Genomic DNA, 26,388 nt, shown 5'->3' with positions numbered 1-26,388 from the left:
AGCTATATATAACTATCTGGAAGCTTCTCAATCGCAGCAACGCCCGAATCAATGGCCGCTTGAGCCACTGCTTTGGCAACTCGTTGTAACAGCCTAGGGTCCATGGGTTTGGGGATAATGTAATCTTTGCCAAAGGTTAGGCTGTCTAGATTACTGGCTGCTAGTACTTCTTTTGGTACCGGTTCTTTAGCAATTAATCGAATCGCGTCTACAGCTGCAATTTTCATTTCGTCGTTTATTTGTGAAGCCCTTACATCTAGTGCACCACGGAAAATAAACGGGAAGCAAAGCACGTTATTCACTTGGTTGGGGTAATCAGAGCGGCCTGTTGCCATGATTAGGTCATCTCGTACTGAGTGGGCTAACTCCGGTTTAATTTCAGGATCTGGGTTGGAACAAGCAAATACAATAGGGTTAGCTGCCATCAACTTTAACCCATCTGCTGGCAACAAATTTGGACCTGATACACCAACAAAGACATCGGCATTGTCTAGTGCATCTTCTAAGGTGCGCTTGTCAGTATTATTTGCAAATAATTTTTTATGATAGGTCAAATCGTCTCTTCGGGTATGGATAACACCTTTACGGTCAAGCATATAGATATGCTCCCGCTGGGCGCCACATTTGACTAATAACTCCATACAGGCTGTAGCGGCTGCACCGGCTCCTAAACACACTATTATGGCTTCACCAATGTTTTTCCCTTGTACCTCTAAGGCGTTCAACATACCTGCTGCAGTTACAATGGCGGTACCATGCTGATCATCGTGAAACACAGGAATATTACATCGTTCTATTAATGCTTGCTCTATTTCAAAACACTCTGGGGCCTTTATATCTTCCAGGTTAATACCACCAAAGGTATCAGCAATATTGGCGACGGTATCAATAAATTCAGCAGTCGTTTTGTGGGTCACTTCTATATCTATTGAGTCAATATTTGCAAAGCGCTTAAACAATAAGGCCTTCCCTTCCATAACAGGTTTAGAAGCGAGGGGGCCTAAGTTACCTAGGCCTAAAATAGCGGTGCCATTAGAGATAACAGCCACTAAATTACCTTTAGCAGTATATTCAAATGCAGCATTTGAATCGGCTGCAATCTCCCTTACGGGCTCTGCAACACCTGGACTATACGCTAACGCCAAATCTGTCACACTTTGAGCAGGCTTAGTTACTTCAATGGATATTTTTCCGGGAGTCGGTTTAGCATGGTAATCAAGTGCCTGCTGGCGAAAATCAGACATATTTTTCTAAGTCCTTACAAACGATTAAAACGTAAAATATAAACTAGTAACCTAAACAGTATTAAGGGATTACAGTCATAGTTAGCATCACAAAAAGCATTTACAATAATGTAACATGGTTAGCATTAAGTTAATGTTAATTAGGGCTAAATTGATTTGAATACTTAGTATTGATGTAAAAAATACTCACAGAGTATCAGCTCTTAAAGCTTAATTAGGCTGCATCGTAAGCTAATTGAGCTAAATTTGCAGGCTTAGAAAACAAGAATCCCTCCATTTGGTCACAACCTGTCGCAGCTAGAAACTCTACTTGCTCTCGGGTTTCTACCCCATCAGCACACACTTGAATGCCAAGCTGTTTAGCGGCTTTCACTATGGTTTTCACTACTAGTGTAGAGCGCTTAGAAAGCAAAAGATTGTCAATAAGCTGTTTATCGATTCTTATTGTGTTGAGCTCTAAATTGCACAGATACCCTAAGGCAGAATACCCATGACCAACATTATCTAAACCAATACCCACACCAATTTCTTTTAGTTTTTTAAGAAATTCACAAGCAGACTGATAATGGTATAGATATTCCAGCTCAGACAACTTAAATTCAATATTGGCAGGATTAATTTGGTAATAAGCAAGGGTTTTGCTTACCGAGTCAACAAAGTGACTACTTTTGAAGTTAGCAGCTGACAAAGTAATAGAAACTACTAGATTAGGATCTGAAAATTGCTGAATAAGAGGTAAGTCTTGGCAAACTGTAGCTAGTACCCACTCATTAATGACTGAGCTTTTTCCATTTTGGTTAGCAACCAGCATAAACTCACTCTCGGGCACAACGCCCAAGGTTTTGCTATTCCAATGCACAGACAAATCATAGCCAACTAGGACTTCTTCTTTTGAAATCCTAGATTGATAACTTAACCTAAACTCTTCGTTAGCAATTGCATCCTCAATAGAAGCAGCTATGAGTAAATTCCGCTTACTATCTTTCATCATATTGGGAGTAAACATGGTATGTATATTCGTCCCTAAAACTTTAGAGCGATACATAGCAATATCAGCATTTTTAGTTAATTCGCTTAAATTATAATTTGAATCAGATGCCTTAGCTGTCCCTATACTCACAGTTACTTCAAGGCCTTTTTTGTTAACAGTAAAAGGCTTGCAAAAATCTTTTGTTAATCGCTCTACAATATTATGAAGCATAGCGTCAGTGGGTTGACTGTTAAGTAATATTAAAAAGTTTGCTTCATCTAAACGAGCAATAATATCCCCTTCTCGTAAAAGGCTTTTAACTCGTTTACACACTTTAGCAAGTAACTGATCTCCAGCTTCTTGTCCGCAAGCATGATAAACCCCTTTTATTCCTTCCAACTCAAAAGACACAAGTACTGTATCTTGGTTATTGCGCATTACCTTCAACAGTTCTATTCGTAACAGCTCCATAAAAAACTGCCGATTGGGAAACCCAGTTAACCTGTCAAAATTAGCGAATTTCTCGGTGTTTTTCTGCTGTTCTTTCAATGCTTTTGTGAGCTCTCTACTTTTATTACACTCACTATTGAGTGTTTGTAACATTGAATTGAGGCTTTCATTTAGCTCAACTAACTCTCTCTTATCCAAAGTGTCAATTTCAATAGACGGCTCTTTTTTTGACTCTACTCGTTTCGCAAACCTAGCAAGCAATGCTAAAGGTTGTAATAACTTACCTTGAATGGAAAACCCAAAAGCCACAAAAAATATGACTAAAATCATCATTATGGGTAACGCCTGTAGTAACAAATTTCTGGTGTTTGTATTCAGTACTTTGGCGCTATCGCTTACAACCACTATATGATGGTTTAAAAAAACACCTTCCGTGATAACGGTAACGATCAGCATATTGTGATTAATAAATTGAGGTACCCCGATAGGGACGGATTGAGACGCGTTTTTATAATCAAAAGGGTCTACAGCATTAAAGTCTAAACCATCCTTTACAAAAGACGTTTTCAGCTCCCACTTAGCATCGTAAAAAGCTGCATAAGTGATATTTGCAAACTTATCTAAGGAGCTAAATACTTTACTCCCATTTTGTTGAGCCCTGAAAGAATTTGCATCTACTTGGGTTAGCTCTTGCTCCATAAAAGCCGCAGCTAACCTTAACTCACTTGATAAAGAGTCTATAGATATTCGTTTATTCTCGTAAATAGATATAGAAAGAGCGATACAAGACATAACAACAAGTACAAAAGTGAGATAAACAGTAGTAGTACTCTTAATGGAGGAAAAAAACATCATCAAGTCCAAAAAGTGAAATGGAAGAAAAAGAAATAACTTAACCTTAAATTAACATAAAATAAACAACTTAACGCTATTTAGGTTATTTTTATTCACCAAGGGCATAGGTATTCAAGATAAGTCAAAGTGTGGAGGCCATGCCAGTGATATTATTTGTCATGGTTTCTACTTAAAAATTGATTAGGTGGATAAAGTAAGCCTATACACTTTTTAGTTTTTTGTGATTAATTTCTATTGGGTATCTGCAAGCAACTAAAAAATGAACCTTAAAGTAAGCCTGCTTTTTTAACGCTCAAATAAGTGTTGATTACATTTGAAGTAAGTTGTGTAGCAGGGGCATGAACACATATCACCCCTTGTTTTTTAAGGCGCTTAAAATTGTGCTCAATTGACTGATTTAAAACCTGTGCAGAGCTATACATTAAGGCCTGCTCAAAATTATCTACAGGTTCATTAAGGGTGGTTTCGTAAATAGGCTCCGAAATACTAATAACGGCCACTAAGTGTTTCTTTTGAATAATTTTCACCGCAGCCAACAAGTCAGAAAAATCTTCATCTCGCAAACAGCTCACGAGTAAAATAAGCGCCCTTTTAGGCTGCTTTAACAATAAATCCTGTGCCGCTTTAACATAGTCACTGGCAATTTTTTGAGGGTATAAATCGTAAAAGTGGTGCAATATTTTACTCACACTTTGCACGCCTTTCATTTGCCCTAACCAACGGGTTTCACTACCAAAGCTTTGTAAACTTAAGCTGTCACCATTTTTGAGTGCTGAATGAGACAACAAAATAAGCGAATTTAGCGCATGATCAAAGTAGGTCATATCATCATCATGAACACGCATTCTTTGCCCAGCATCGAGCATAATCATTACATGCTGGTTTTTTTCTTCCTGAAATTCTTTAGAGATCAGCTTATTAAAGCGACTAGTGGCACGCCAATCAATTTGCTTTAAGCTTTCGCCCTCGCGATACTCCCTAAGCTGCCTAAAGTCCATTCCTGAGCCACGTAAATTAAACTTCTTCAGGCCCGCTTGGGAGAGGTTAATATTGCCATTTAGACCAGCCATATTCTGAATAGCTAAAAAGTTGGGATAGACTTTTACGTTAGACTCGTTTTCACAAAGCCACGAAAACTGCCAATACCCTAAACTAGACACAAGCCGAAACTCAGTAAAAGATAGGCATGCTAAGCCTCTTTTCTGGGGTTTAACTTTATACTCAAGTTGCAAGGTTTCTTGTGGCTGGATTTGCAGTTCATGGAGCTCAGTAAGCAAACTCCAATCTTCAGGAAAGTGTTCTTCTACATCAAAATTAAAGGCTAACCTATCGTTATTGGTAATCTCAATTTTAACGGTATGCTCGCAGTTAACAGATAAGCTTTGGGGAATATTACGTCTACTTGATAAAATGGGGCGTCTACGACTAAAAATCCAATCAACAGTGATAACAACAGCCACCAAGGAGACTAGCAGGTATGGCAATATGCTCAACTGAGGAATGTCCCAAAAATATCCAACTGTAGGCAGCAAGATACTCAAAAAACAGACTATAAAAAGCTGTCGTAATAATTTTTGGCTCGGTCTACACCCCTTTCGTATCATTGTCTTGGTGCTGGTACTTTGGCAATAATGTCATTTAACACTTGTTCTGTATTGACTCCTGATATTTCTAGCTCAGCTGACAAAATAATTCTATGTCTAAGTACCGGAAAAACCATAGCCTTGATGTGATCAGGTAAAACAAAGCCACTACCTTGCATCAAAGCATAAACTTTAGCTGTTTGAATAAGCGCGATACTCGCCCGCACCCCAGCGCCATGGGCGACGCCTTGCCACTCCCTAGATGCTCTTACTAAAGAAACAGCATACTCAACGATTTTTTCATCTACCAAAACATTAGAAGCGATATCTTGAAGCGACAAAATATCTTCAGCACTCAAAACACTATTGATTGCCTCAACATTATGATTATTTGCGGTCACCCCCTGGGTTAGAGCAATTTCAGCTGTTAGATCTGGGTACTCCACCTGCACCTTCATCATAAAACGGTCAAGCTCAGCCTCAGGTAATGGGTAAGTGCCTTCGTTATCAATGGGGTTTTGGGTCGCTAAAACCATGAATGGTCTATCTAAACTGTAGCTTTCCCCATCCAAGGTAATCTGATGTTCTTGCATAACTTCTAATAAAGCAGCTTGGGTTTTTGCTGGTGCTCGGTTGATTTCATCTGCCAGTAACAAGTTAGTAAAAGCAGGTCCTTTACGCAGTACAAACTTACCGCTTGATACGTCTAGCATAGAGTGACCGGTTACATCAGCAGGCATTAAATCAGGTGTAAATTGCACCCGCTTGTAATTGAGGCTGATGCTTTGCGCCAATGCCCTAATTAACAAAGTTTTGCCTAACCCAGGTACGCCTTCAATCAACACATGACCGCCCGCTAAGAATGCGATAATTACTTGTTCTAATACAGTATCTTGGCCTATCAATATTTGGCTTACATTTTGTTTTAGCAAAGCAATTTTTTGTGTTGCCTGCTGCAAAATATCGTTATCTAAGGTGTCACTCATAACATCTTCCTGAGTTGTTGCAGCCCCTTGATACAGTGGCTGTATTGGTTTTGATTTAGTTCTTTTTGATCAAACATAAGTTGTTCAATCGTCGCGGTTGGCCAGCCAGATAGCTCTTCTAACAGGAGCACTATTTTCTGTTGGTCTGTGCTATTGGTATTGGGCCATTTTTGATTGATTCGTTGTAAAATAGTATTTCGTACTTGAGTTAACATGGTTAGTTGTTGACCTTGCTGCCAATAGTGATTACCGGCCACACGAATATGCTCAGAAAAACGAGAGTTATCAGTTTGATATCCAGCAGACACACTGCCAAACCGCTTTCCAAAATGCCATATGGCTAAAAGGATCAATACACACACTAACCAAATGAATAATGGTGCATGACCATAAAGCAAGGTAAACCAGTGGGGCTGTTCTACAGGCTTAAACAAATAAACAGTATCAGACTCCTCTAACAGACCCAGCATTAATATGGCGTTATCATACTCGTCAATTTGCCAGTTATTCCAAATTTGGACATCTGTCATTAGGGTAACTAACCCTTCTCCTTTATCAAATTGAACAAAGGTGTAACCCTCCTCATTGCTGACAGAATAAAAAGGTTCGAGCTCTTCAGGAAAGGTGATCCGATAAATACTCTCTAAGCTTACTTCAATGGGGTCTCCGTGGGGGTCGTTCATAGAGCTAATTTGCTGCTCATACTCAGAATAAAGGCTTGATTCATCGCCAACCCAGTCCACACCTATACCCAATTGTTGAATCAAGGCATTGGCTCTATGACTATCAGATTGGTCACTTGCATTAACTGATACAATCAAAAAGCCCCCCTGCTCTACCCAGTCCAGCAAGCTTGAAGCTAGTGATGAGGAAATTGCAGCCTCTGCATCCGCCAAAATCACAGTATCTTCTATTTTAGGTGTAATACCGTTATCTTCCTTGGAATACAGGCGCTGATAATCTTGCTCAAACACCATAGTCACATCATGGGTTTCTAGCAGCTTTTGAGTAGCTAAAAAGGGTTGTTGTCTCACTTCTTTGCTTTCAGCGACATCCTTTTCTTTATCGTAAAACTCGATACTTTTAACGACATAAACTGTGACAATTAAGGCCAGCAAAACCAACAAAATAGATTTTAGGTGTCCTTGATTCATGGGGTTTCACCTACTTCTACAGTTAGAAACACTTGCTGCCACTGTGTACACAACTCAGCCATTTTTTCAGCATTTGGCCATCTATGGGCCCAGGCTAAATCAATCCATAATTGAATTAGGCTGGTCATAAAAAGCAAGCTTTCACCCTGAACTTTAGACCTAATCTCAGCCAAACATTCTAGTTCTGTCATGGATTCAGTAAGACTTAAATCATGCTTTTTATATAAGTAGGTTAAACTGCTGACTAGTAACAAAGACAAAACTTGGCGATAGGCTTGCTGCTCTAACAATGCATTTAACTCAGCCGGGATATCACTAGGCAAGCCTTGCTGCTTTTCGTGACGGCTAAATGCAGGCAAGTCTACTTTTTGCTTTTTAAGATCGACTTTAATATTAAGAAGTTTAGCTAACTGGTGTCGGCTCAACCATAACAACCACCCAATGATTGAGATAAACAATACCCACAAAATAACTTCAGCAAACTTGGCTATCACAGCAAAGATTCCCATCCAGTCACTAAGGTCTGCTGGCTCTTCAGGCTCTGAAGACTCCCACTTCCATCCCGTCCAGCGCCAGTCTCTCACCATCTCTTTATTGTGAAATGGAGGGCCTGCCAGTATCTCTTGTAAGCTTTCTTTAATCGCGGTGTGCTTTTTAAGAGCTTCTTCTGATAGTTGAGGCTCTTCTAAGTCTGTGGCCACTTGCTCCACTGCTTGTTCAACATCAGAGGCTTGCGCATATGCAACTGGAGTATCACCTGTGTACCCCATTAACCCCACAACCAAAACAGCAAGCAGACTTGTTTGTTTAGCTGACCACCTATTACGTATCTTTTTTAAACCAATCTCAATATCCCAGCCTTCTAATAGGATCCTTCGATTCAAATAGGCAGCAAACCCTCCACCTATAAACAAAGGGGCAACCACCACTAGGCCAAGGTACCAACAAAAATTATAGGCAATCAAAATAATATTGGACTCAGACCAAATCAATTCGCTTAAATTCCACTCAAACCCCAGAGGCATCAGCATATTCACCAGTATAAGCAGACCCAAGGTGATGAATAGCTCCCAGTGCAGACAAATAAGCAACCACCAATAACTATTATCATCAGTGGTTTGATGCAATAACCGCAGCCGAGCTTTGCGCTTTTCACCTCTTAAACCTTCCAGCTGAGCGACAGGTAAATCAAAGCCTCGACTTGGAGATAAACGTTGCCAAGTTATACTAGATAACCAATAGACCTTAATTTGTGAGGGCCAGGCTTTTAAGGCATCGACTACCGAAACTTGTTGACCAAAAACTTGGCGGCTATGTATATACAATAATCCCCTTTCAAACCAAGGCTTTAATAACCACAAAAGGTACACGCCATATTCAGGACTGAGTAAGGTGAATAACATAAAAAATGGGAGCGTGCTACACAGCATGAATCCATATAAAGGCCACCACCACTGCATGGCCATTCTGCAACCTAAATCAAAGGACTTCCAACTATTACGAGGATGGGTATCTATGGCTAAAGCTTCAATTTTCATTTGGCGCTCGCCTAAATACGTACACTAAAACCCAAACCCAGCAAAAGCCACCGACAGCATATTTCACATAATTTGGAATAGAATGACTAGACGACCAAAATGCTTCGATAAAAGCAGCAATGACTAACATCAAAAATGAACCAAAAATTAAAGGAAATACCTTTTTTGCAGAAGCCTTCATAGCATGTATACGGCTTAATTTTTTAGGTGCAATTAAGCTGTAGCCAATCACAGTGCCTGCTGCCGCTGATATAACAATAGCCGTTAACTCAAAAGCCCCATGGGTAATCACAAAGGAGAAAAACGTATCCTGATAACCTATATTTACTATATGGGCACTCACCACGCCAAAATATAAGGCATTAAAGAGTAAAATATATAGGGCACCAAAACCTAATAACAAGCCGCCAACAAAGGATTGAAAGGCAATAGATATGTTATTAAAGATGTAATAGCCAAACATAATGAAATCACTATCAGATGCTCTTTCTTCTTCAAAGCGCGAATCACTGGGATCATACATTTCTTCTAATTGCACAACTTGAGCATTCGGTAACACATTGCGAATAAACTCAGGCTCCAAGAAGGTAATACCAAACATCAGTAAGGCCACACCATAAAAAAGAATATGGGCCCAAATAATATAAAACCGAAACTCGGTAAGTTGTGCTGGGAAAGTATGTTTCACAAACACCATCAAAGGCATCAAAATACGATTATGAGGCTTATAAAGCTGTTGCTGACCTAACAATAACAACTGGTTTAAATGACTAATTAAAGCAGGACTGTAATGGCGGCTTTTTGCGATGGATAGGTCATGGGTTAATTGCCTGAACATTTTAGGTAAATCATGCTCATCGGAGACTTCAGAAGACTCAAGTAGCTCTTTAAATAACTGCCAGTCTTGCTGTTTTAACTGAATAAAGTCATTCTGCCTCATACTTTACCCACTAAACCTGCGGCCATGGCTTTTAATTTAATCACGGCTTCTTCACCGCGACACTCAAGCATAGGCTCAAGTTGATTAGCCAGTTCCTGTAAGCGCTCTTCGCTAAAGCTGTGACTTCGCTCTGCGTAAGCCACTATAGTTTGTTGTTCCTCTAAGGTAAGTGAAAGGGTGATTTGCGGCAGTTCATCCACAGTAAAATGCTCCACTTTACTGGGCGTATCTTGATACACCACCATAGTACCCGCCACATGGTCACCTATACGTTTAAATTGCTTAGAACATAAAATGGCAACAAAACCACTAAGATAAGCGAAAGGAAGAATATCTATACTTCTAAACAAATTCCGAAGCATTGAGCCCGGCAACGTAATAGGGAGGCCATTGTCATACACCACAACTAAGCCAAAGTACTTTTTACCTGGAGTGGCCCCCCTGTATATCTCAAATAACACAGGGTAAAACCACTCTATACAAAACAGCAAAATGAAAAACAGGCCCTGCCCCATATTGCCGGTAAACTGTAAGGCCATGGATGCTGCAAACAAAACCACGCCTCGTATCAATAAATCAACCACAAAGGCCATAGTGCGAACGCCTATACCGGCTGGCGTCAACATAATATCGATCCCTTCAGGGGTTTCTAGGGCATAGCGGTTGTCTATCATATTAAGGCTAACGTTCTAAGCTGCAGGCAACATCAAGCCAACAACCATTAGCCCCCAAAAAGCGACACCGATAAGCGTAAACACCCAGTTAGCTGCACCAAACTTTTTATTGGTTATACCTTCTGGATCATCATTTAAAATGTTGGCTGTCTTTTGTACAACAAGCATAGGGATAACTGAAGTTAACCCAAAAATGATCCAAAAAAGGCTGTCAAACAACAGGTTTTCAGATATTGAAGGCAGGTGTTCGCTAGCATTTTGCAAAATTTGTAGCACGATATAATACACCGCCAATGGGCCAGCCATCCAAGCTGCTTTAACCGATTTATGGTCTGCTTCATTTTTAATAGTAGAAAATAACGAGTAAACAAAGAACACCTGAAATATTGCACGAAGTACCGGTAAACAGTCGCGATTAGCATTCAACTTTTGTGCTGTCCAATGCTTATAAAACCAATAAAAGCTATACAAATTTAAGGTACAAACAGATAACACAACCATTTTACTGATAGCGGTTGTAAAAAACTCAGGCTTGGCTTCTTCACTATCGTTGGGATTAACTATAAGTTCTGCTTCTGGGGCTTTGTAGATATCATCAGTAGACAAACTAGATTCCTTTTAAAGTATTAAATTTCGGGGTTAAGCTGCAAGTGTCGGGATCAAAATTGCTGCTAATATGCCTATCAAGAAAAAGCCCAGCACTATTAATACTCCCCAAAAAGACCACTTACCTTGCACCCTTTGAAACTCTTCAACACTTTCCCACTTTTTGTTCTGCCACGCCCACTCACGACCTTTAAAACCCAAAACTACAGCCATAATAAAACCAACATAAGGAATTAAGGCGATCAAACCAATCCAAGTAGCATTGCCAAGAGACCAAATCCAACTAAGTAGAAATGCCCCCCAACTCCAACCTTTAACACCATCTGGCAGTGGATGGCCTTTCCCCATTCCAGAATTATTTTCAACTTCAGTATGTAAATTCGCATCAGGGGCAGTATAGACGTTCGACTCAGACAAAAGAGATTCCTTATATATTCAATTTAACTGTATCTGGTTAGCGACTATGACATTATTTTTATGAGATTTAAACAGGCACAAAAAAGGCGCTATTTAAGCGCCTTTCTTTTTAGTCTTCTCAGACTACAAACATTTTACTTCTTTTTAAGACCAGCAAAGCGTTTGTTAAACTTATCAACACGGCCGCCCGTGTCTACGTTACGTTGCTTACCAGTGTAAAACGGGTGGCAAGAAGAACATACGTCTAAGTTAAGTTCTTTTTTCAAAGTAGAACGTACTTTAATTACGTTGCCACAAGAACAGTTTGCTGTCATTTCCTGGTAATCAGGATGGATACCTTCTTTCATGGGTTACCTCTTCGTCAGGCCGTATCGCTATCCAACCCGAAGTTGAACACCATACGAAAATTAAATAAAAACTTTACGTCATAGCGCAAAGTGGCGCGCATATTAATGGAAGGGGCTGAAGTGATCAAGATATTTGTTGTTTTTATCAGCAACAAACAGCAGCATATATTGAATGTTAGCTCCCTTAATTCCTTTTAAAGCTTATTTATCAAATTGCTTCTTTAAGTCCGGTAAGCTTGTGGGTTTAGAAAATAAATATCCTTGCAGTTGATGGCAACCATGGGCTATTAAATAGTCCGCCTGTTGTCTTGTTTCCACTCCTTCTGCACACACTTGCAATTTCAGCTGCTTCGCCATTTGAATTATTGTTGAAGTGATTAAAGTACTTCTTTTAGAGACACATAGATGATCAACAAACTGCTTATCAATTTTCAGGGTGTTTAATTCAATCTTGGTTAAATACCCTAGGGAAGAATACCCAGATCCAAAATCATCTAATGCAATGGAGCAACCCATCTCACGTAATTGAGATATAAACTGATTGGCTAACTCAAAGTTTTCTAAATAAGCAGACTCGGTAACTTCAAACTCTATATTGCAGGTATTAACCTTATATTTAGAAAACATCTCTTTAATGTAATCAACCAAAGCAATATTTTTAATATCAAAGGCAGATAAATTTAGAGATACAACCACTTGATTACTATGCATAGCTAAAATTTTCTCTAGCTCTATACAGACTCTTTTAATTACCCACTTAGTGATGGATAACACCTTGCCGCTGTGCTCTGCAATGGGAATAAACTCTGCAGGAGACACAATTCCCATTGTGTCACTGTTCCATCTGATTAAGGCTTCGTAACCTACAATTTTTCCATCAGAATTGACCTTGCCTTGATAATGAATACTGAATTCATCATTTTTAATTGCGTTTGCGATGGAGTTAGCAATGAGTAAGCGCCGCTTATTCTCTTCCATCATCTCAGGAATAAATAAAGTATGCCTGCTTCGGCCCTCTATTTTGGACCTATACATAGCAGTGTCAGCATTACTAATAAACTCACTTACATCAAAATTTGAATCACTTGCCTTAGCTATACCAACACTGACACCAATTTGCATTTCCCATGTTTGGATTTCAAATGGCACATTTAACGTTCTCACTAACCTTTCGGAAATATCAAACAACTCAAGTTCATTTGGCTCATTATGAAGTAAAATAAGAAACTCATCTCCACCTAAGCGAGAGACTAAATCCCCTTCCCTGAGGCACAACTTAGTGCGCCGACATACTTCCATTAACACCAAGTCTCCAATTTCATGGCCAAAGGAATCGTTAACGCCTTTGAAGCCGTCCAAATCAAAATACATGAGTATTAAGTTTTTCTTAGAGCGCTTTGCTACTGCCAACTCTCTTTTTAAGGTTTCCATAAAAAATTGGCGATTAGGTAATTCGGTTAATGTGTCAAAGTTAGCTAGCTTTTCCATGGCCTGCTGCTGCAACATTAATTTTTCAGTGTGTTCTTTATTCTTTTGGGTTTCTTGATTGATGGTTTCCATCATTTGATTGAGGTCAGAGCTTAATGAAGCAACTTCTCGCTTCCCTTCAATATTAATTTTTAACGAGTAATCATGGGTTTCTTGAATTTTTTGAGCAATATCTGATAAACGAGTGAGGGGATCAAACAACCTTCTTTGTATTCCAAATAAGATACTAATCACAACAACTAAGACGAATAGTGATATTGGCAACACCTGTTGCAGCAGTTTAGCTTTGCTTTTTTCTAACGGGCCATTGGTATCAAGGACAATACACAGATACCCCTGAGGGAAGCGCTCATCACCAACCAGCTTAATTGCAACCAACTCACCTTCGCTTACATATACCCCAGGAGGCTTGCCTTCAAACTTGTGAGACAAAACACTCGGAGCCTGCTTTTTTGGCAACGCAGCTTTACCATAGTAGTTTTGTAGGGGTTGCCAGCGCTGATCATAAATAGAGGCATGTTTAACGTTATTATATCTATCTAACCTAAGTAAAAGTGTAGCAAGCTCAAACTCATCAGGCTGATCAGCCATTAAGGAAAGCAAATCACTGGACATATTTTCTGAAAGAGCGTCTAAATCACCTTTTACAGACTCAAAATACAGTTTTTCATGTTCTTGAAGTGCAAAATATAAAGTCGCTAGGCTAACAATACATATTGCTACCACTGATATTGATATGATGGTGTTTTTAATTGTTTTAAAAAACATAACTAACCCTTAAGTACCGACCCCCAGTATATTCCTTAATCACATCACAAGAATTAGTACTTTCGTCTAGCAAGACCCCCCCCTCAGACTTACACTATAAAACACTGTATTAGATCACAATTATTCTATTCTGTTACAGCCAGCATAAATTGCAAGTTACCCAAATCGCTAACTTTAATAACCTACCTAAAACTATTTCACATGTTAAGATTTACCAATAGTCTGAGCAGTGACTTTAGTAATATGAGTGTTCACTCTTAACTTTAATTTGAATACGGAGCCCATCCTCACCTAATGCATATATTGCACATCGCTCTTCCAATTCCTAAACGAAGATTATTTGATTACATCTGTGAAACTGAGAAGCCTCCCATAGGTACTCGAGTGCGTGTACCTTTTGGACCTCGTAAGCTAATTGGTGTGGTTTGGAAAGTATCTTCAAAATCAGAATGGGATGTATCTAAGTTAAAGCCCATAGAAGAAATAATTGATGACACTCCCGTTCTTAACAAAACCTTACTGAAACTATGTCACTGGTTAACCCACTATTACAAACATCCAATAGGTGACGTCGTACAAACAGCATTGCCTGTTGCTTTAAGAAAAGGTGAATCTAGCTTACCTAAACCCATTACTTTTATTCAAACGAATGCCAAAGGGGCTGAGCTTGATATTGCAGAGTTATCAAGAGCGCCAAAACAACAAAAATTACTTTCAAAGTTACAAGAAGAAGAACTTCCAAAATCTATCGCTAGAACCGACTTTGGCGCCCCTGCTATTAAATCACTATTGGATAAAGGGTTAATAGAAACCCTAGAAAAACAGCCAAAATACCAAAGCAACTGGCAACAAGAGCTTAAGATACAAGACAAACCTCTAGCTAATGTTGAGCAAGCGGTTGCCATTAGTTGTATCGAAGCAGCAATTGGCCAATATAGTAGCTTTTTATTAGAAGGGATAACCGGAAGTGGAAAGACAGAAGTTTACCTTCAAGCTATTGAGTCTGTTTTAAAACAAGGTAAACAAGTTTTAATTTTAGTACCAGAAATCGGACTCACACCACAAACTGTACATCGTTTTAAGTACCGCTTTGGGATTGACGTAGGCGTTTTACATTCAGGGCTGACTAATCCAGAACGATTACAGGTATGGCAGCAAAGTGCCAAAGGCCAGCTAGGTATAGTGATTGGCACCCGCTCAGCCATTTTTACTCCTATGCTAAACCCAGGTTTATTAATCGTCGATGAAGAGCATGATGCGTCTTACAAACAACAAGATGGCTTACGTTACCATGCCAGAGATTTAGCTGTGGTTCGCGCCCATGAAGAAAACATCCCTTTAGTTTTAGGTACTGCAACCCCAGCCTTAGAAACCTTAAACAATGCCTTAACCGGTAAATATCAGCATCTTAAATTACAACAGCGCGCTGGCAATGCCTCAGTGGCAAGCCAACATGTATTTGATATCCGCCAACAACCTATTCGTTTTGGCTTAGCCCAAGGAATGCTAGATAGAATCAAGCAACACTTAGAGCAAGGCAATCAAGTGATGTTGTTTATAAACCGCCGCGGTTACGCCCCTGCGCTGACCTGTCATCAATGTGGCTTTATTGAACAATGTAAACGCTGTGACAAACCTTACACGCTTCACAAACAACTACATAAACTGCAATGCCACCATTGCGGCAGTGCTAAATCCATCCCTAAACATTGCCAGCACTGTCACAGTGAAGAGTTAACATCAATTGGCGTAGGAACAGAACAACTAGAGCACGGCCTCGCAGAGTATTTCCCTAACTACAGTAGCATTCGCATTGATAGTGATAGTGCAAGGGGTAAAAACAAACTAGATAAAATGCTGAACAGCATCAACAATAACGAACATCAAATTCTAATAGGCACACAAATTTTGTCCAAAGGACATCATTTTCCTAACGTTACACTCGTGCTGATATTAGATATTGACGGTGCTCTTTTTAGTGCTGATTATCGGGCTGCAGAGCATTTAGCCCAGTTAATCACTCAAGTCGCAGGAAGGGCTGGGCGGGCAGAGAAGCCCGGCGAAATGTGGTTACAAACCCACGACCCAGCGCATCCATTACTGCAAGACTTAATTAATAATGGCTATGGGCATTTTGCTAGGTATGCCTTACTCGAAAGGCAACATGCCGCCCTTCCCCCTTACACTTTTCAAGGGCTATTTAAAGCCCAAGCTAACAGCGCACAACTTGCCCATGAATTTTTAGCCCAAGTAAGACACTTTTTCGATCACTCAGAAAACGTATTTTGTATTGGCCCCATTCCTTCTTTAATGGAAAAGCGGCAAGGTCAGTACCGCATGCAATTAGTGCTTCAAAGTTCGCAGCGCAGTCACTTGCAACATGCCCTTGGACAACATATCTTGCAAATAGAGAATTTACCGCTTGCTAGCAAGGTACGCTGGTCACTAGATATTGATCCGCAAGATTTTAGCTAGCCTAAATTCTTATCGGAATATTGGTTAATTCGAAACTCAAACTAAGCCATTTAAGTGTCACATAAAAATAATAAAGATACTGATTGAGGAAAATGCCAGTAAAGGTAAAATAATACGTCGTTTCTCTCCCTGTTTTCGGATATATCAGTTTCATGGCTCCTAAAGATTACGTGGCCCGCGGCCGTAATAAAAAACCAGCTCCTCCGCCTCCTAAAGCTTCATTACCTTGGTTAAGAATTATCATCACTCTTAGCCTGCTAGGGTTATTTGCTTATTTTTTATGGAGTATTAAGGGTAAAGCACCAGATACTGAGGCCGAGATTGACACTAGCTCTCAGACGCAAATCGCCGAAAACGGTGAAGCGCTACCCGAAATACCTGAAGAAGAATGGGAGTTTATTAAAACCCTGCCAGAATATACGGTAGAGATTGAGCAGCAAGAACAAGAGCAACCCATTGTTAAAAGGCTAATGCAATGTGGTTCATTTCGAAAAGAACACCAAGCCCAAGAGCTCAAGGCTAAAATTGCGTTTCAAGGTTTAGAGGCCCAAGTGCGCTCCAGCAAAGGATCTTCCGGTGTGTGGTATAGGGTAATTTTAGGTCCTTATGACAGCAAGCGCTTAGCCGAAAAAGACCGCCATACCTTACAAAGAGCCAAAATCATTGGCTGTAAAATTTGGAACTGGAATTTAAATTAGTAAATAAAAAGCAGCACACTCAGTGTGCTGCTTAAGATAAACCATTTTCAGTATTCGTTAGCTAGGAAAGGCGAAGCTCACCCCTTCACGTACACCGCTTGACGGCCACCTTTGGGTGATGGTTTTACGCTTAGTATAAAACCTTACACCATCTGGGCCATAGGCGTGTAAATCACCAAACAATGAACGCTTCCAACCACCAAAACTATGGTAAGCCACAGGCACAGGTAAAGGCACGTTAATTCCCACCATTCCCACTTGAATATTGTCTGAAAAGTAGCGAGCAGCCTCGCCGTCACGGGTAAAGATACAGGTACCGTTACCGTACTCATGGTCGTCAATTAATTGCATAGCTTGCTGCATCGTATCTACGCGGATAACTTGTAACACAGGACCAAATATCTCAGCCTTGTAACTGTCCATATCTTGAGTCACGCCATCAATTAAGGTAGCGCCGATAAAGAAGCCATTGTCAAAACCTTCGACTTTAGCGTTTCGGCCATCGACTACAATTTTAGCCCCTTGTTGCTCTGCGCTGGTCAAATAGCCACTTACCTTGTCTCTGTGCTGGCAACTAATCAGGGGTCCAAAATCATTGCTAGAGTCGGTGTAAGCACCCACCTTAAGACCCGTCATCGCCTGTTTCATTTTGTCTACTAGGGTATCCCCTGCTTTATCGCCAACAGCCACAACAACAGACAAAGCCATACAGCGCTCACCAGACGATCCAAATGCAGCTCCTAATAACTGATTAACCGTGTTGTCCATATCCGCATCAGGCATCACAATAGCGTGGTTTTTAGCGCCACCTAACGCTTGGCAACGTTTACCCGCAGCATTAGCTGTGGTGTAAATATATTCTGCAATTGGCGTAGAGCCAACAAAGCTCACAGCTTTTACTGTGGGGTTAGTCAGCAACTCATCTACGGCTTCTTTATCACCGTTTACCACGTTCATTACGCCATCAGGCAAACCTGCTTCTTTCAATAACTGTGCTATAAACAGGGTAGAACTCGGTGCCCTTTCAGAAGGCTTAAGCACAAAAGTATTACCGCAAACTATGGCTAGAGGAAACATCCATAAGGGCACCATAGCGGGGAAATTAAAAGGAGTAATTCCCGTTACCACACCTAAAGGTTGAAACTCACTCCAAGAATCAATGTTCGGCCCCACATTCTTACTATGCTCCCCTTTTAATAATTGAGGTGCGCCGCATGCAAACTCCACATTCTCGATACCTCTTTGGATCTCACCTGCAGCATCATGGCTAATTTTACCGTGCTCTTGACCAATCAACTCGGCAATATGTTCAGCGTTGTCTTCAAGCAACTGCTTGAACTTAAACATAACTCTGGCCCGTTTTAGCACAGGAGTATTTCGCCATTCAGGATACGCTGCTTGAGCGGTATCGATTGCCTCTTGAACAGTTTTTGCTGATGCCAGCAGCACTTGTTTCTCAACTTTCCCCGTTGCAGGGTTAGTTACATCTTGGGTGCGCCCAGCTGGGGTTACAATTTGGCCCTTTATAAAATGTCCAATTGTTGTCATATTTTTTCCTCAAACACAGCTCTACCGACTACAAAAATATAGCCTTTGGTAAGCTGTGTGGTCTTAATTATAAAATGGAGGTTACTGGCTATTCTTGTTTTTGGTTTTATGTGAATCACCTGCAACCATTGCAATTAAATCAACTTAATCATTTTCTTGGGTTAGGTGGTGATAGCCTCTTTGATAATAAACTAGAGCCCCTGCCTGCTCTTTTTGCTTAATGCCTACAACCTCACAAATAATGACATCGTGGGTGGCCACACTTTTCATTTCTACAATATTGCAATCAAAGGATACTGCGGCTTCTTCTAATACCGGTGAGCCTGTGACTAAGGTTTCCCACGAACCCTCAGCAAAACGCTCAGACATAAGGGCTTTACCACCAAATAAATTTGATAAGTTATCTTGGCCAGCATCTAAAGTATTTACCACTAAACTTTTGGCGTTCTCAAAGGCTTTGTAAACTGATGCGCCACGGTTCAAACACACCAATAAAGTAGGAGGATTGTCACTAACACTACAAACTGCCGTAGCTGTAAAGCCTGCTTTATTTTGTTCTGAACCGGTGGTAACAACACTGACAGTGCCAGGTAAGGCAGACATGCCTTGTCTAAATTCATCTCCAGAAACACACTGCGCTGTGTTCTCTAGTATCACTTCTTTTAATGCGCTCATGGTTACTGAGTCTCCTAGCTTAAATATGTTTGAGTTAAATGATTTTACAAGCTTGCTCGAAGGCTAAGCGAGGTAGGCGTTTATGGACTTTTTCACTGTCGCCATAACCAAGGTTAATCAAAAAATTAACCTTCCATGTGCTGTCTGCGAAAAACGTCTCATTTAATAACTTAGGATTAAAGCCAGACATAGCGCCGCAATCTAACCCCAAAGCACGAGCCGCACTGATTAAATATGCACCCTGTAATGAGCTATTACGCATGGCTGTTTCATAGGCAGCTTCTGGGCTACCCGTAAACCAACTTTTAGCATCAGCATAAGGAAACAAAGTCGGTAGCTCTTCATAAAACTCTTCATCAAAAGCAACAATCACTGTGCAAGGCGCTGTCATAGTTTTATCTAAATTACCGCTTGATATAGAAGGTTTTAGTTTTTCTTTGCCCTCGGCAGAAGTAACAAATACAAAACGAGCAGGGCTACAGTTAGCCGATGTAGAGCCTAACTTAACCATGTCATATAATTGTGTTAGCAGAGCCTCTGGAATAGGCTTATCTTGCCAATGCGAGTGGGTGTGGGCATCGTAAAAAAGTTGCGACAGTGCAGCATCGTCTAAAGGTGTTGTCATGGTTGTTGTTCCAAAAGTCGTTTATTGAATTTAAAAAATTAATTGGTTAAAAATGTCAGCAATTTATCGTTGAATACATCTGGGGTGGTAACCGTACAAGCATGCCCTCCATATTCATAAACCGCCAACTCTGCATTGGGCAATAAATCAGCAAGTACTTGAGATCTTTGCCAAGGCACCAGCATGTCGTCTTTGTTAGCAACCACTAAAGTAGGAGTGCTAATGCTTGCTATATCAGCCTCTATATTAAACTCGCTCAAGGCTTGGATCCTTGCCAATAAGTTTTGCTTATCAGGGAAGGACTCCAGCATGTGCTGCTCTTCTTGTTCGAGCATTTGGATGTTATTCATGATCCAATTTGGTGGATATAAAAACAAAGCTTGCGCCTGTAAATACATTTCAGGGGGGCTGTTATCCAATAAAGACTTTCTGACTCTAAAGCAGCGTAAACTATGCTCGTTTGGGCTACTCCAAGCATTGACCAATACCATACTTTGAAAAAGCGCTGGCCGTTCAACAGCAATTTGCAACCCCACTAAGCCACCTAATGCATGGCCCACAAAATGGCAATCGCTCACATCGATACTATCTAAAAGCGCCAGTAATTCCGTTGCCATTGATTGAATAGAGTAACCACTAGGCAAAACTCCTGGACTGCGACCAGTACCATTTTGGTCATAGACAATCACCCTAAAACTACTTTCTAAGGCTGGTAGTTGTGCTTTCCAAAAGAGTGCAGAGCCCCCTAATCCAGAGCTCAAAACAACAGTCGGCGCATCTGGATGATCAGAGCCAAGTATTTCAAAATACATGTTTAAGCCTTATTAACCTATATGAGCAATACTTGCTATTTCGACTAGTGCACCCGGTTTTACCAAACCACACTGAATACAGTAGCGAGCTGGTTTTTCACCAGGAAAATACTCAGCGTATACTTTATTCAAGGCTGGATAATCATCCCAATTTGTTAGCATTATGGTATTAAATGTTACGTCATCCATAGTGCCACCAGCGGCTTCAACCACTCCTTTAATGGTTTCAAGTACATGGCGAGTTTGCGCTTCTGCATCACCAACATGCACAACATTATTGTCTTTATCAAAAGCTAAGGTACCCGACACATACAAAATATTATCAGCCATTGAACCTGGTACATAAGGAGCAAGAGGTTTACCTGTACCCGGTGGAATAATCGATGTTTTACTCATATTAATTACCTTTATTGTTGATATTGAAAGTGCTTAAGTGCTTTGTGCTAACTAAGCGAGTACTTCACAGAATTCTTCAACGCTAGACACCCAGCCAAAGAAAGTTGCGATATTAAAAAGAGCCGACTCTTGAATCATGTCCGACCCTGCCTGATAAGTTGCATCCGCTAAGACAACGCCAAAATACTCTAAGAAGAAACCATCTCGTAAGGTTGACTCAACACAGACATTGGTAGCGATACCGGTAAATACTAAATTACGGATCCCGCGACTACGCATCATGCTATCTAGGTTAGTGTTGAAGAATCCGCTGTAGCGAGTTTTAGGAATAACAATATCCCCTTCTTGTGGGGTTAGCTCGTCTACGAGCTCGTAATCCCAAGTACCTTTGGCTAAGAGTGTGCCCATAAGCTCTGGGTTTTTACGCATGGTTTTTAAAGCGTTAGATTTATACCAATTTGGCGACCCTGGGCCACCTGCTTCAGCATATTTGTTGTCCCAACCATTTTGAAAGAACACAATAGGCATGTTAGCTTTTCTAGCCGCGGCAATCGCTTTAGCAGTTTGCGCAATAACAGGGCCTGTGCTTGAGATATCAAAGCCAGCCTTGTCTAGATAGCCATTTTTACTGGCGTAAGCGTTTTGCATATCAACCACAATTAGGGCGGTTTCAGTGGTGTTTAAAGCCAATGGCTCTGGCTTGGCTGGCAATATAACTTCATTGGGCTTATCGCCCTTGCAGTAACCTGCAACGGCTAATTCTGTAATTTCAGACATTATTCAGCTACCCCAGCTTTGATATGTTGACGAGATTTCATAAGTGGCTGAATTTTTTGACCGTAATCATCCATACCTTGAATAAAATCATCAAAGGTCAGCAATACACCTTCACATCCTGGAACCGTATCAATTTCATCTAACATGGCAGCAACCGAGGCATAAGAACCCACTAACGTACCCATATTTAGATTAACCGCTGATGTAGGATCAGTCATATCTCGAATATTAGTATCTTTGCCTGACTTTTTATCTGCCGCGCCTTGCTCAGTCATCCAATCTAAAGCAGATTGATCTTTACCGTCTTTATACATTTGCCACTTAGCCATGGCTTTTTCATCAGTTTCATCAGCAATAACCATGATTAATACCACCGAACCAACTTTGCGGCCTTTTGCATCTGCCACAACTTTTAAACGCTCTGCCGTAGGGGCAAACGCAGTTGGCGTGTTTACGCCTTTTCCAAAACAAAAGTTGTAATCTGCATGTTCAGCTGAGAATTCCATACCTGCTGTACTTTGACCTGCACAGATAATAGGGATCTTTGATTCAGGCATAGGCTTCATACGGCAATCATCCATTTTGAAATGTTCGCCTTTAAAATCACTACTTCCTGTTTCCCACAACTCTTTACACACTTTTATGTACTCACCTAAGTATTCGTAGCGGTTAGAGAAAAACTCATCTCCGGGCCACATACCCATTTGTGAATACTCTGGACGTTGCCAACCCGTAATTAGGTTTACACCAAAACGACCATGAGAAATTGAATCAATAGTCGCAGCCATTCTAGCCACAATTGCCGGTGGCATCACTAAGGTGGCTGCAGTTGCATATAATTTTATTTTTGATGTGACCGCAGCTAAGCCGGCCATAAGAGTGAAAGACTCTAAGTTGTAATCCCAAAACTCAGTGTCGCCACCAAACCCTCTTAACTTAATCATTGATAAAGCAAAGTCCATGTCGTACTGCTCTGCTTTTTTCACCACCTCTTTATTCAAATCAAAACTAGGTTTGAATTGAGGTGAAGTCTTTGAAATTAACCAGCCATTGTTACCAATTGGAATAAATACGCCTACGTCCACTATTGCCTCACTTATTTTTTGGTTATTTTTATTACATGGAACTAAGTAAATTTGTTAGCAACAAAGTCACAGTTACAAACTGCTTATTTGTCAAACAATAACTTGACATAGCACATTTCAGACCAAATGGTAAAAAATTATAAATAACAACAAGATAGCTTCAAACCACAAAACAATTTGGACCAAACGGTCCAATATGTTGCGTGATAATCGTGCAGCACCGCACAAAAAAAAGGCAGATGAGAAAGCCTAGATTATTTTAATTAGGAATATTAGAATTCAATGGAGCCAATAAAAGGATTCACCTACCTTGTCAGCGCAAAAAATAACAGCCAATTCAAATACATCCCAAGCATTAGGCGGCACAACTAAACGTAGTCGAGCAAAACTGGATAAAGAGAATGCCATTATGCAGGCTGCTCTAGAGTTGTTTTCTCGTCATGGAGTAAAAGGCACCCGAGTGGAAAAAATAGCTGCTTTGGCTAAGGTATCTAAAACCAACTTACTCTATTATTTCAATAGTAAAGAGCAGCTCTACATAGCAGTCATGCAAAGACTATTACAGGTTTGGCTGGCGCCTTTGGCGAGCTTTAATGAGGATCAAGATCCCATAGAAACCATCAAAGATTACATTAGAGTTAAATTGGAATTATCTAGGGACAACCCTGCCGAGTCTCGATTGTTTTGTATGGAAATGCTTCACGGAGCGCCCTTGCTAGAAGAACAGCTAAGATCTCCACTAAAAGAATTAGTTGATTCAAAAGCCTCGGTTATTAATGCTTGGATCGCTGCAGGAAAGCTAGCACCAATTGACCCTTACCATTTGATTTTTAGTATATGGTCAACCACTCAACACTATGCAGATTTTCGTGTGCAAATTGAATCTATTACAGACAAAAACCTAGATGATCCTGCCTTTTTTAAGAGCACACTTAGCAACCTACAAAATATCATTCTGCAGGGTGTGCACCCCAATTAAGCTAAACTTGGTAAAGGTAGCACCATAGTAGCGACTCCTTACAACACCTTGGATACTTGAAAAAAATCCAATGCTCCCCACATCTAATCCATCTGGCAGCGTTTTAAATTATTAAAGCGCCATAGCCCACTCTTAGCCCTAACAACCATTATTAGCTTAACCCATGGTTGTTAAGAGATATCGAAGGAATTTTTGTGACTACAATTGTATCTGTACGCCGTAATAACCAAGTCGTTATTGCTGGTGATGGTCAAGTTTCACTTGGCAACACTGTAATGAAAGGCAACGCCAAAAAAGTACGCCGTTTGTACCATAATAAAGTACTGGCAGGCTTTGCTGGAGGCACAGCTGATGCCTTCACTTTATTTGAACGTTTTGAATCTAAACTAGAAATTCATCAAGGTAACTTAACTCGTGCAGCGGTTGAACTTGCCAAAGATTGGCGCAGCGATCGCGCTCTGCGTAAGCTTGAAGCGCTATTAGCAGTGGCAGATGAAACCGCCTCTTTTATCATTACCGGAAACGGTGATGTGGTGCAGCCAGAGAATGACTTAATTGCCATTGGTTCAGGTGGAAACTTCGCGCAAGCTTCAGCAATGGCATTACTTGCAAATACAGAGTTATCAGCAAAAGAGATTGCAGAAAAAAGTTTGACCATAGCTGGGGATATTTGTGTATTCACCAATCACAGCCAAACCATCGAAACTATTGATTATTAAAGATCAGCCAAAAACAAAATTTTAAGAGCCACGCTTCAAAAGTCGCTCAGTTTATATAAGGTTTACACTATGTCAGAAATGACCCCAAGAGAAATTGTTCACGAGCTGGACAGACATATTATCGGTCAACAAGATGCTAAACGTGCAGTATCTATCGCGTTACGTAACAGATGGCGAAGAATGCAGCTTGAGCCAGAACTTCGTCAAGAAGTGACCCCTAAAAATATCCTAATGATAGGTCCTACTGGTGTGGGTAAAACCGAAATTGCGCGCCGCCTAGCAAAGCTCGCCAACGCCCCCTTTATTAAGGTTGAAGCCACAAAATTTACAGAAGTAGGTTATGTGGGTAAAGAAGTGGAAACCATCATCCGAGACTTGGCTGATATCGCCGTTAAGATGACCAAAGAACAAGCTACGCAAAAAGTGAAATTTCGAGCTGAAGAAAACGCAGAAGAGCGTATTTTAGACGCCCTATTGCCACCACCCGAAAACGCCTTCGGTGAAAAAGAAGAGCCACAAGACAAAGGCACTAGACAAGTTTTCCGTAAAAAATTACGAGAAGGTCAGCTAGACGATAAAGAAATCGAGCTAGATTTTGCAGCACCACAAGTTGGTGTAGAAATCATGGCGCCTCCTGGCATGGAAGAAATGACTAACCAGCTTCAAGGTATGTTTCAAAACCTATCAGGTAAAGAGAAGAAAAAGAAAAAGCTTAAGGTAAAAGAAGCCTTTAAGTTATTAATCGAAGAAGAAGCCAGCAAGCTGGTTAACCAAGAAGACTTAAAGCAAACCGCTATTGAATCATTAGAACAAAATGGCATAGTTTTCATCGATGAAATTGACAAAATTTGTAAGCGAGAAGGCACTACAAGCGGAGGCGATGTATCCCGAGAAGGTGTACAACGTGATTTATTACCCTTAGTAGAAGGCTCAACGGTTTCAACTAAACATGGCATGGTAAAAACCGACCATATCTTGTTTGTTGCTTCTGGTGCATTCCAAATGAGCAAGCCATCAGATTTGATCCCCGAATTACAAGGTCGATTACCTATTCGCGTCGAGTTATCTGCTCTTACTGCAGAAGATTTTGTACGTATATTGACTGAACCAAATGCTTCTTTGACCGAACAATATGTTGCCTTACTTAAAACGGAAGGGGTTAACGTAACCTTTTCTACAGACGGCATAGAGCACATAGCTAAAGCAGCTTGGCAAGTTAATGAGCGTACAGAAAACATTGGAGCTAGACGCTTGCACACAGTTATGGAGCGTTTGATGGAAGAGATATCTTACGATGCCTCTGAAAGAAACGGTGAAGCAATAACCATAGACGCTAAGTACGTAACCGATCATCTAGATATGTTAGTAGAAGACGAAGACCTAAGTCGTTTTATTCTTTAAAGATTTCCTTTATTAACAAAAGCCCTTGTTTTCAGATAAAACAGGGGCTTTTTTTTGCAAACCAAGCCAGCCTTTCAGATTCACAGCTTCATAAAACTCCCCCAAACTAGTTTACATCTAAGTAAATGCCCTTCTTTATTGAATTTATTGAAACTACCTCTAATATTTACAGTGGACA

General features: G+C 40.5%; 24 protein-coding genes. 5 read left to right on the top strand and 19 right to left on the bottom strand.

Annotated elements, in window-relative coordinates:
* Positions 1 to 2: 2 nt before the first annotated feature.
* The 12 genes from ACMUMK_RS00700 to ACMUMK_RS00645 form a co-directional block, all read right to left on the bottom strand.
* Positions 3 to 1,244: a malic enzyme-like NAD(P)-binding protein gene (locus ACMUMK_RS00700; protein ID WP_414699211.1), complete on the bottom strand. Its 1,242-nt coding sequence runs from the start codon at positions 1,242 to 1,244 to the stop codon at positions 3 to 5.
* 214 nt (positions 1,245 to 1,458) lie between these two features.
* Positions 1,459 to 3,456, bottom strand: coding sequence for an EAL domain-containing protein (locus ACMUMK_RS00695; protein ID WP_414699210.1), 1,998 nt, complete (start codon positions 3,454 to 3,456; stop codon positions 1,459 to 1,461).
* 329 nt (positions 3,457 to 3,785) lie between these two features.
* Entirely contained in the window at positions 3,786 to 5,012 is a 1,227-nt protein-coding gene (locus ACMUMK_RS00690) for a DUF58 domain-containing protein (RefSeq protein ID WP_414699209.1), read from the bottom strand.
* 107 nt (positions 5,013 to 5,119) lie between these two features.
* A complete protein-coding gene (locus ACMUMK_RS00685; RefSeq protein WP_414699208.1) occupies positions 5,120 to 6,088 on the bottom strand; it encodes an AAA family ATPase in 969 nt (322 codons plus the stop codon).
* Entirely contained in the window at positions 6,085 to 7,242 is a 1,158-nt protein-coding gene (locus tag ACMUMK_RS00680; RefSeq protein WP_414699207.1) for a DUF4350 domain-containing protein, read from the bottom strand. Before ACMUMK_RS00680 ends, ACMUMK_RS00685 begins: the two co-directional genes overlap by 4 nt.
* Positions 7,239 to 8,780 (bottom strand): hypothetical protein, encoded by a 1,542-nt coding sequence (locus ACMUMK_RS00675; RefSeq protein WP_414699206.1) that lies wholly within the window; start codon positions 8,778 to 8,780, stop codon positions 7,239 to 7,241. Before ACMUMK_RS00675 ends, ACMUMK_RS00680 begins: the two co-directional genes overlap by 4 nt.
* Positions 8,770 to 9,720 (bottom strand): stage II sporulation protein M, encoded by a 951-nt coding sequence (locus tag ACMUMK_RS00670; protein ID WP_414699205.1) that lies wholly within the window; start codon positions 9,718 to 9,720, stop codon positions 8,770 to 8,772. The genes ACMUMK_RS00675 and ACMUMK_RS00670 overlap by 11 nt, the downstream gene beginning before the upstream one ends.
* A complete protein-coding gene (locus ACMUMK_RS00665; protein ID WP_414699204.1) occupies positions 9,717 to 10,394 on the bottom strand; it encodes an RDD family protein in 678 nt (225 codons plus the stop codon). The genes ACMUMK_RS00670 and ACMUMK_RS00665 overlap by 4 nt, the downstream gene beginning before the upstream one ends.
* Before the next feature lie 15 nt (positions 10,395 to 10,409).
* Positions 10,410 to 11,000: a hypothetical protein gene (locus ACMUMK_RS00660; protein WP_414699203.1), complete on the bottom strand. Its 591-nt coding sequence runs from the start codon at positions 10,998 to 11,000 to the stop codon at positions 10,410 to 10,412.
* Positions 11,001 to 11,033: 33 nt separating this feature from the next.
* Entirely contained in the window at positions 11,034 to 11,417 is a 384-nt protein-coding gene (locus ACMUMK_RS00655) for a hypothetical protein (protein WP_414699202.1), read from the bottom strand.
* Positions 11,418 to 11,551: 134 nt separating this feature from the next.
* Positions 11,552 to 11,764: a 50S ribosomal protein L31 gene (gene rpmE, locus ACMUMK_RS00650; protein WP_133468104.1), complete on the bottom strand. Its 213-nt coding sequence runs from the start codon at positions 11,762 to 11,764 to the stop codon at positions 11,552 to 11,554.
* 201 nt (positions 11,765 to 11,965) lie between these two features.
* On the bottom strand, positions 11,966 to 14,020 hold the full coding sequence (locus ACMUMK_RS00645) for an EAL domain-containing protein (protein ID WP_414699201.1): 2,055 nt from the start codon (positions 14,018 to 14,020) through the stop codon (positions 11,966 to 11,968).
* Between the two features lie 294 nt (positions 14,021 to 14,314).
* Between ACMUMK_RS00645 and priA the strand changes: the two genes are divergently transcribed.
* Positions 14,315 to 16,495 (top strand): primosomal protein N', encoded by a 2,181-nt coding sequence (priA, locus tag ACMUMK_RS00640; RefSeq protein ID WP_414699200.1) that lies wholly within the window; start codon positions 14,315 to 14,317, stop codon positions 16,493 to 16,495.
* Positions 16,496 to 16,647: 152 nt separating this feature from the next.
* Positions 16,648 to 17,193 carry an SPOR domain-containing protein gene (locus tag ACMUMK_RS00635; RefSeq protein WP_414699199.1) on the top strand — a complete coding sequence of 182 codons (546 nt, stop codon included), beginning with the start codon at positions 16,648 to 16,650 and terminating at the stop codon, positions 17,191 to 17,193.
* Between the two features lie 57 nt (positions 17,194 to 17,250).
* Here the strand turns inward: ACMUMK_RS00635 and ACMUMK_RS00630 are convergent, their stop codons facing one another.
* The 7 genes from ACMUMK_RS00630 to rutA all read right to left on the bottom strand — a co-directional run bounded on the left by ACMUMK_RS00630 (position 17,251) and on the right by rutA (position 23,111).
* Complete coding sequence (locus ACMUMK_RS00630; protein ID WP_414699198.1) at positions 17,251 to 18,741, bottom strand: CoA-acylating methylmalonate-semialdehyde dehydrogenase; 1,491 nt, start codon at positions 18,739 to 18,741, stop codon at positions 17,251 to 17,253.
* A 144-nt stretch (positions 18,742 to 18,885) separates the two neighbouring features.
* A complete protein-coding gene (locus ACMUMK_RS00625; protein WP_414699197.1) occupies positions 18,886 to 19,416 on the bottom strand; it encodes a flavin reductase in 531 nt (176 codons plus the stop codon).
* A gap of 34 nt (positions 19,417 to 19,450) precedes the next feature.
* Positions 19,451 to 20,041, bottom strand: a complete 591-nt coding sequence (locus ACMUMK_RS00620) for a malonic semialdehyde reductase (RefSeq protein ID WP_414699196.1) — start codon at positions 20,039 to 20,041, stop codon at positions 19,451 to 19,453.
* Between the two features lie 38 nt (positions 20,042 to 20,079).
* On the bottom strand, positions 20,080 to 20,853 hold the full coding sequence (gene rutD, locus ACMUMK_RS00615) for a pyrimidine utilization protein D (protein WP_414699195.1): 774 nt from the start codon (positions 20,851 to 20,853) through the stop codon (positions 20,080 to 20,082).
* Positions 20,854 to 20,865: 12 nt separating this feature from the next.
* Complete coding sequence (rutC, locus tag ACMUMK_RS00610; protein ID WP_414699194.1) at positions 20,866 to 21,249, bottom strand: pyrimidine utilization protein C; 384 nt, start codon at positions 21,247 to 21,249, stop codon at positions 20,866 to 20,868.
* Positions 21,250 to 21,300: 51 nt separating this feature from the next.
* Positions 21,301 to 22,026, bottom strand: coding sequence for a pyrimidine utilization protein B (gene rutB / locus ACMUMK_RS00605; RefSeq protein ID WP_414699193.1), 726 nt, complete (start codon positions 22,024 to 22,026; stop codon positions 21,301 to 21,303).
* On the bottom strand, positions 22,026 to 23,111 hold the full coding sequence (gene rutA, locus ACMUMK_RS00600) for a pyrimidine utilization protein A (RefSeq protein ID WP_414699192.1): 1,086 nt from the start codon (positions 23,109 to 23,111) through the stop codon (positions 22,026 to 22,028). The genes rutB and rutA overlap by 1 nt, the downstream gene beginning before the upstream one ends.
* 310 nt (positions 23,112 to 23,421) lie before the next feature.
* Between rutA and rutR the strand changes: the two genes are divergently transcribed.
* From rutR to hslU, 3 genes are all read left to right on the top strand, one after another.
* Positions 23,422 to 24,090, top strand: coding sequence for an HTH-type transcriptional regulator RutR (gene rutR, locus ACMUMK_RS00595; protein WP_414699191.1), 669 nt, complete (start codon positions 23,422 to 23,424; stop codon positions 24,088 to 24,090).
* Positions 24,091 to 24,284: 194 nt separating this feature from the next.
* Positions 24,285 to 24,809: an ATP-dependent protease subunit HslV gene (hslV, locus tag ACMUMK_RS00590; RefSeq protein WP_414699190.1), complete on the top strand. Its 525-nt coding sequence runs from the start codon at positions 24,285 to 24,287 to the stop codon at positions 24,807 to 24,809.
* 69 nt (positions 24,810 to 24,878) lie between these two features.
* Positions 24,879 to 26,210, top strand: coding sequence for an HslU--HslV peptidase ATPase subunit (gene hslU, locus ACMUMK_RS00585; RefSeq protein WP_414699189.1), 1,332 nt, complete (start codon positions 24,879 to 24,881; stop codon positions 26,208 to 26,210).
* Positions 26,211 to 26,388 lie beyond the last annotated feature (178 nt).

This window comes from Paraglaciecola sp. 2405UD69-4 (assembly GCF_047525415.1).
Classification (GTDB): Bacteria; Pseudomonadota; Gammaproteobacteria; order Enterobacterales; family Alteromonadaceae; genus Paraglaciecola.
The sequence above is the reverse complement of the archived record's forward strand: the minus strand, read 5'-3'. Positions and strand labels throughout refer to the sequence as shown.